This is a genomic window from Helicobacter pylori, assembly GCF_014497725.1.
GTDB classification, from domain to species: Bacteria; Campylobacterota; Campylobacteria; order Campylobacterales; family Helicobacteraceae; genus Helicobacter; species Helicobacter pylori_DE.
Genome location: NZ_JACTGF010000009.1, coordinates 46559 through 54422, shown reverse-complemented (window position 1 = coordinate 54422; position 7864 = coordinate 46559). Strand labels below are relative to the sequence as shown.

Below are 7864 nucleotides of genomic sequence, written 5' to 3'. Positions count from 1 at the left end.
AAAGAATAAAAGAATAAAGAATAAAGAATAAAAGAATAAACCCCTAAAACAAACAAAAACAAGCAATCAATAATGAAATCAGATAAAAAGCAAGATTGAAAAAACATTTCCCTATCCCTGCACCGACCTACATTCCCACTCTTGAAAAGAGCAGTATTATCAGCGATGAAGAGCTTGACTTCCAGGTTCGGAATGGTTAACTGGGTAGTTCCTCTTCTCTAAAGGCACAAGGAAAAGAGAGCTAAAGATAAAATGCATTTACCCTTAACTCCCCTTTCTCTTTATAGGGAGCTGTTTTTAACAAAGAAGATAGTTAATAGCCTTTCATTTTAAAAAGAATAGATTGTATTTCTCTTAAAGTTCAATCCTATAAAAGTCTTCATAAAACTCCAACTCTCTTACACTCAGTAAGGCAGTGGTAACTTATTCATGCTTATTGCCGTTATCTTATACAAAAAGCAAAAAACAAGCCAAACGCTCTATTAGTAGTAGTCAGCTAAACGCATTACTGCGCTTACACATCTACCCTATCAAGCACATAGTCTTTGTGCGAGCTTCAGGGAAAGTTCATCTTGGAGTTGGCTTCCTGCTTAGATGCTTTCAGCAGTTATCACATCCGTGTGTAGCTACCCAGCGATGCTCTTGGCAGAACAACTGGTGCACCAGTGACACATCCATCCCGGTCCTCTCGTACTAGGGACAGCTCTCCTCAACTTTCCTACGCCCACGGCAGATAGGGACCGAACTGTCTCACGACGTTCTGAACCCAGCTCGCGTACCGCTTTAAATGGCGAACAGCCATACCCTTGGGACCTGCTCCAGCCCCAGGATGCGATGAGCCGACATCGAGGTGCCAAACCTCCCCGTCGATGTGAGCTCTTGGGGGAGATCAGCCTGTTATCCCCGGGGTACCTTTTATCCTTTGAGCGATGGCCCTTCCACACAGAACCACCGGATCACTATGACCGACTTTCGTCTCTGCTTGACTTGTATGTCTTACAGTCAGGCTGGCTTGTGCCATTACACTCAACTTGCGATTTCCAACCGCAATGAGCCAACCTTTGCAAGCCTCCGTTACTTTTTAGGAGGCGACCGCCCCAGTCAAACTACCCACCAAGCATTGTCCTGCCTGTGGATAACACAGGCCAGTTAGCTAACAGAAACATCAAGGGTGGTATCTCAAGGATGGCTCCATAAGAGCCAAAGCCCTTACTTCAAAGCCTCCCACCTATCCTGCGCATGATATTCCCATTAGCAGTGCTAAGTTGTAGTAAAGGTCCACGGGGTCTTTCCGTCTTGCCGCGGGTAGGAGGAATTTTCACCTCCACTACAATTTCACTGAATCTCTGGTTGAGACAGCTCCCATCTCGTTACGCCATTCATGCAGGTCGGTATTTAACCGACAAGGAATTTCGCTACCTTAGGACCGTTATAGTTACGGCCGCCGTTTACTCGGGCTTCAATTCAACGCTTCATCTTGCGACTGACGCATCCTCTTAACCTTCGAGCACCGGGCAGGCGTCACACCTTATACTTCCTCTTACGAGTTGGCAAAGTGCTGTGTTTTTGGTAAACAGTCGGGAGGGACTCTTTGCTGAGACCACATCGCTGTGGCACACCTTATCGCGAACTTACGGTGCTAGTTTGCAGAGTTCCTTAACCAGAGTTCTTTCACGCGCCTTAGAATACTCATCTCATCTACCTGTGTCGGTTTGCGGTACGGACGACTATGGATATGCTTAGAGGCTTTTCTTGGCACGACGGTATCAGCGATTCTCCCTTTGTCCTAAAAGGACTCAAAGAGCCTGTTTGGGTTTCAAATACAGAGGTGGATTTGCCTTCCCTCCAATCTACGCCCTTAGACTAGCACTTCCATCAGCTAGCTCGCTTAACCCTATGCGTCCCCCCATCACGCTCCATAAGTCGGTATTGGAATATTAACCAATTTGCCATCACCTACCCCTTTCGGACTCGGCTTAGGACCCGACTAACCCTACGATGACGACCATCGCGTAGGAAACCTTAGATTTACGGCGGATACAATTCTCATATATCTTATCGTTACTCATTCCTGCATGCTCACTTCATACCGCTCCAGCACTCCTTACCGGTATACCTTCAACGCTGGTATGAACGCTCTTCTACCACTGTGTCAAACACAATCTACAAATTCGGTGTCTATCTTAGCCCCGTTATATTTTCAGCGCATGACCACTAGACCAGTGAGCTGTTACGCTTTCTTTAAAGGATGGCTGCTTCTAAGCCAACCTCCTGGTTGTTTGAGTAGCCACACATCTTTTTCCACTCAGAATAGAACTTAGGGACCTTATTTGGTAGTCTGGGTTGTTCCCCTTTTGACGATTGATTTTATCACCCACCGCCTGACTCCCAAGATACGATAAAAGGTATTCGAAGTTTGATAGGGTTTGGTACCGCGGCGAGCAGCCCTAGCCCAATCAGCGCTCTACCCCCTTTTATTATCACTTGAGGCTATACCTAAATATATTTCGAAGAGAACCAGCTATCACTAAGTTTGTTTGGCCTTTCACCCCTATCCACAGCTCATCCCAACCCGTTTCAATGGGTACGAGTTCAGTCCTCCACGCGCTATTACACGCGTTTCAACTTGGCCATGGATAGATCACTTAGCTTCGGGTCTGCAGCATCTGACTTTGTTCGCCCTATTAAGACTCGCTTTCGCTACGGCTTCGCATTCGCTTAACCTTGCCAGATACCACAACTCGCAGGATCATTATGCAAAAGGCAGTCCATCACCCTGATAAATCATAGGGCTCTGAATGATTGTAAGCAGATGGTTTCAGGTTCTATTTCACTCCGCTCACTGCGGTTCTTTTCACCTTTCCCTCACGGTACTTGTTCGCTATCGCTCAAAGAGTAGTATTTAGGGTTGGAGAGTGGTCTCCCCGGCTTCAACCTGGATTTCTCGTGTCCTGGCCTACTCTGGATACTGCTACCTAAAAACGCCTTGTCGCATACAAGGCTATCACTTTCTATGGCTTACCTTTCCAGGTAACTCTGCTAAAGCGTTCTCTTGGATGTTGCAGTCCTCAACCCCGAATGCAAGCACTCGGTTTGCCCTTTTCCCCGTTCGCTCGCCACTACTTAGGGAATCTCGTTGATTTCTTTTCCTCTAGTTACTGAGATGTTTCACTTCACTAGGTTCGCTCTCTATAAATTAGAGTAACTAATATCTCTATTAGTTGGGTTGCCCCATTCGGACATCTACGCATCAAAGCTCCTTGACAGCTCCGCATAGCTTATCGCAGTCTAGTACGTCCTTCATCGCCTCTCTTTGGCAAGGCATCCGCCATCTGCTCTTAAAAGCTTGTTTTAAATTTTAAAATATCCTTTAAAACCCGCCCTTTTATAATGAATAACGACAATTGCACGAATATTCTTCAGCGCTACCACTGCCTTAATGAATATAAGACAGAGTTATTGTAGTTTTACTTTACTTTTACATAGGCTATTAACAATGTTAAATCAAATAACTTCGTTTTTCTTTAAAAACCCGCTATAATCACTCTTAAATGTTAAACCCTTAAAGAAGACTAAAAATGCTTGATCCTTAATCTTTTTTAACGCTCAAGTTTTATCAGCTAGTGGGCTTTTATATTTTTATATTTAAAGCCTTTAGCTTTTGTAACTTGCTTGAGTTTGAATTAAAGAACTTTTTAAAGCTTGTCTTTAAAAACGAAATGTAATTATAGACATGCAATGCTTAAAGTTTGCTTAAAGTTTTTGGAATTTGAAAGAAAATTTAGAGTTTGAAATAAATGGATAAGAGTTATTGGAAACAACTGAGGAACTAATTGGAATGGGGGGCTAAAAAATAAAGCTTTAAGATTAAACGCATCATCAAATCAAACGCATCATCAACCATTGATTAAATACCGCTAGATACAATACCCCGAGTCATTTTTTTTTCAAAAAAGGGGTAGAAATGGCAATCATTCAATCATTCAATCATTCAATCATTCAATCATTCAATCATTCAATCATTCAATCATTCAATCATTCAATCATTCAATCATTCAATCATTCAATCATTCAATCATTCAATCATTCAATCATTCAATCATTCAATCATTCAATCATTCAATCATTCTATCATTCTATCATTCTATCATTCTATCAAGCAATCAAGCAATCAAGCAATCAAGCAATCAAGCAATCAAGCAATCAAGCAACGCTATCATGTTTTTATAACTATTTTTATCACTTTTACAAAAGATCGCTTAAAAATCCCCTACTTTTTATTATTCCCCCTTGCATTAACCCTTTTATTCCCTCTCTCATTAATCCGTGCCACAACATTTTTAAACCATTTGATTCCATAAGCCCCATTTTTAAACCAATGGGGCTTACAGAGTTAAATTCAATACAAGGAGAAGATGATGGCTCAGTTAGAAGATTTAAAAGCGCATGAAAAATACAATTTGTTGTTGTGCTTATTCAAAAGTGATTATTACAACGATCCAACAAATACGGATTTAGAAGGCAAGCCTTTCAAACAAGCTTGTGAGGAATGCACTTTGACTTTTTTTCGCCCAAGAATGGATAAAGTGGCTCAAGAAGAGGATTTTCAAAAGGTGCGTAAAGCGGATTATGCTGTTGCTATTGTGTATGAGAAATCAACTAAAGAAGCTATAGTCTAACGGAGCGTTTTTGCTCTAAAAATCGATCGCTTTGAAGTTGATGATGGGGGATCGTTAGGGATTTATGGCGTTTGCGCTCAAAAAGGGAGCCAGGAATACGAAGAATTGGTCAATAAAAACGCATATTGTTTTACAAATTACCTACAACTTAAAAATTCAATGAAATTGATTGAGCGAAAAAATGAAGGGTTATGGGCTTTTACCCACAAACTTAAGAAAGGATTTTAATGGAATTGTTAAATTTAGACGGAGTGATTGAAAAAGGTGTGTTTGAAATCCCCAGCTATCAAAGGGGGTATGCATGGCAGGAAAGGCAATTAAAGGATTTTTGGAACGATTTAGAGCATGTCTCTAAGCTGGGAGATAAATTCCATTACATGCACAGCCTGACCTTAAGAGGGCTTGAAAATGAGTTTGAAAGCAGCGCTTTTGAAATCATAGACGGCCAGCAACGATTGGCTACAAGCCTGATTTTACTGGGTCTTTTAGCCAAGATTACCCAAAACAAAGACCCAAAGTATTATTCAATCAACCTTGAACCCGTTCTGTCCTATAAGTATTATGGTTTAAATGAAGCTTTTAGAGCGATCATGGAAGAAGAGAAAGATTTAGAAAGGTTTCAAACTTCTTTTTACGCTAAAAATTTGATTAAAGCTTACGCATTTTTTAAAGAAAAAATCAGCGATACGCCTGTTGGAACGCTTGAAAAAATGTTTGATGCCCTTATAAAGAAAATGCTTTTTAGCGTGGTGGGATTGAATGATAAACGAATCGATCCCTTCAGCTCTTTTGAAACGATTAACAATCGTGGTAAAGATCTATCCACTTTAGAATTGTTAAAAAACCGCTTGCATTTTGTGGCGCACAAGATTTGCGATGAAGAAGATTTAGAAAATCTTCAACAAGAAATCAATGACACCTACACCAGGATTTATTACGATTTGAGGCGTTTTGAAGACGATCATTTAGAAAGTTTTTTAAAGCATTTCGTGGCGTATTACTACGGCGAGAAAAGGGATTTTAAAGAAAGATTATTGAATACAGCGTTTGACGCCCATAAAAAATACGACGACCTATATGACGAATATGAAAAAATAAATGATTTGTTATTGCATCTTTCTTATTCTTCTAAGGTTTGGTATTTCTTGCACATGCTTGATGATAAAGAGCTTAGGATTGAGATCACGCCTAAAATGCGCGGCTTGTTAGACAAAATGCGGCGTTTAAACGCTTTGAGTGAAAACGCTTTTCTGCCCTTATTGCTCTCTCTTTTAACCATACAGCTTGCTGTAAGAAGTGGCAGTGAACGGCATTACACCACCCAAGAATTAGAGGGCTTATTAGAATATTTGGAGCGTTTCGGGTTTTTAGTCTATGGGGTTGCTGGCAAGGATACGGCTAAAAAAGAATGGATTAGATTAGCCTTCAAAGCGATTCAAGCGTGTAGATTTTGGGGAGATAAAATAACCATTGAAGATCTCCCAACGCTAGAAAAAGATTTTTTCAAGGGAGAGCATAGTGGCTTAAAACTGCTTGAGAATAATATTAATTTTAATAATGCTAAAAAATGGTATGAGTGGAAAAATGCGCTGAATTACTTGCTTTATGAATACGAGTTGCACCATAACCCTGAAACGACTCTGAATTTTGATAGCAGTTTAGAAAGCATTGAGCATATCTTGCCCCAAAAACCCGATCAAGGCTATAGCGCTAAAGAAAAAAGTTGGGCTAAAAATCCCCATATCGTGCATGCTTTAGGGAACTTGTTCTTAATTTCTAAAAACGCTAACAGCTCTTTAAGCACCAAACCTTTTGATGAAAAAAGAAAAGAATACCTAAAAGGCTCTTATAGCGAAAAAGAAGTGGCTAAAAACGCTTCTTTTGGAGTCGCGCAAATCAAAGAAAGGAGCGAAAAATTATTAGACTTTTTAATCGTGCATTACCGTATCGCTGAATTAGTGGGTGAAAGCGCCATTAAAGCTTTTAAAAACGCTCTTTTAAAAGAGATCAAATGATGCGATCACTTAAAAATAAGGGGGCGTTTAAAAAACGCCCACCCCACAACAAGGAGGAACAAGCCATGCCAAAAAGATAAAAACATTAAAAAAACATTGAACGACCGATTATAGCGGAATTTAAAACAAATTTTTATTAAGGAGTATTTTATGGGTTTTCAAAATGAAAATAAATTAAAAGTAGGCGCGTCAGTCAAAGCCACAATCAATGACAAAGTGGTGGAGGCTAAAGTCATTAATATTGGGTTTAATCGTGTAACCTTAAGGAGCCAAAAAGGCAACGAAGCCACCTACGCTTTCAATAGCGAAAAATTCTTAAAGTGGTTCAATAAAGTTCCATTGACCGAACATATGAGACTTCACGCTGAAAATAAAAAAGCGGATATTTTAGATGGCGTTAAAGTGGTAACTAGCGGTCCTAGTGTTAAGGATAGGACTTCTACTCCTAAAGAGCCTAAAGAAAGCAAATTTAAGTTGGACTTTGATTTTGATGACAAAACAACTTCTCCCTTTGCTATTATGATGGAGCTTTATGCTAACGAAAAACGCTCTAAAAGACTTGGTTTGCTTATCGCTCCAATGAGTTATGAGGGACGAGGCTTTCAATTTAGTTTAATCGTTATTCACGCTCTCTCTTTTATGGTGGAGTTAAAACACCATAGCGACCACGAATTTAACGCTATGATTGAAAATAGAAATGTTGAAGAGTGCTATTACGACACTTTTGATGATATGCTTATGGGTGATGTTTTCACTTTTTGTAGGGCAATTGAGATTTACGCTAAAAACTTAAAAAGGGACAATGGTAAGGTTGGTGTTACTTTGGAGGATTGGGCGAAATTTTTACCTAAAAATCAAAAAGAGGCGAAATTCATAGCGCAATTCTTATGCGATGGTGGTATCAACAAATACGACTTAACTTGTGCGGGCTTAACCCCTAACTTATTAGCCGATAATCTTGGGGGCTATGGACTACGAGATGAGGGCGATGAGGATTTAGATAAAGCGGAGGCGGAGACTGAAAATTTAGAAAACTAACCGCCCCCAACTCTTTTGGGGGTCTCCTTTTTTTTAATCTTTTCTTTTATTCTTTTATTTCTTTTTCTTTTTTCTTGTGTCGTTGTTTTAGTTTTACTGCTCTCATTTTAGTTTTAATGCTCTTTTATAATC

At 39.9% G+C, this 7864-nt stretch carries 3 protein-coding genes, 2 rRNA genes and 1 pseudogene; 4 read left to right on the top strand and 2 right to left on the bottom strand.

Features of this window, described 5'->3' with window-relative positions; translation table 11 throughout:
• Positions 1-114: 114 nt before the first annotated feature.
• Together rrf and H7N69_RS06725 are read right to left on the bottom strand one after the other, a co-directional pair.
• Positions 115-232: ribosomal RNA gene (rrf, locus tag H7N69_RS06730) — 5S ribosomal RNA — on the bottom strand.
• 229 nt (positions 233-461) lie between these two features.
• Positions 462-3352, bottom strand: a 23S ribosomal RNA gene (locus H7N69_RS06725).
• A gap of 612 nt (positions 3353-3964) precedes the next feature.
• Between H7N69_RS06725 and H7N69_RS06720 the strand changes: the two genes are divergently transcribed.
• The 4 genes and pseudogenes from H7N69_RS06720 to H7N69_RS06705 all read left to right on the top strand — a co-directional run bounded on the left by H7N69_RS06720 (position 3965) and on the right by H7N69_RS06705 (position 7732).
• Positions 3965-4450 carry a hypothetical protein gene (locus H7N69_RS06720; RefSeq protein ID WP_187885189.1) on the top strand — a complete coding sequence of 162 codons (486 nt, stop codon included), beginning with the start codon at positions 3965-3967 and terminating at the stop codon, positions 4448-4450.
• A pseudogene (locus tag H7N69_RS07940) lies at positions 4419-4907 on the top strand (hypothetical protein). The gene H7N69_RS06720 and the pseudogene H7N69_RS07940 overlap by 32 nt, the downstream one beginning before the upstream one ends.
• Positions 4907-6694 carry a DUF262 domain-containing protein gene (locus tag H7N69_RS06710; protein ID WP_187885187.1) on the top strand — a complete coding sequence of 596 codons (1788 nt, stop codon included), beginning with the start codon at positions 4907-4909 and terminating at the stop codon, positions 6692-6694. The pseudogene H7N69_RS07940 and the gene H7N69_RS06710 overlap by 1 nt, the downstream one beginning before the upstream one ends.
• A gap of 150 nt (positions 6695-6844) precedes the next feature.
• A complete protein-coding gene (locus H7N69_RS06705) occupies positions 6845-7732 on the top strand; it encodes a hypothetical protein (RefSeq protein WP_187885186.1) in 888 nt (295 codons plus the stop codon).
• Positions 7733-7864 lie beyond the last annotated feature (132 nt).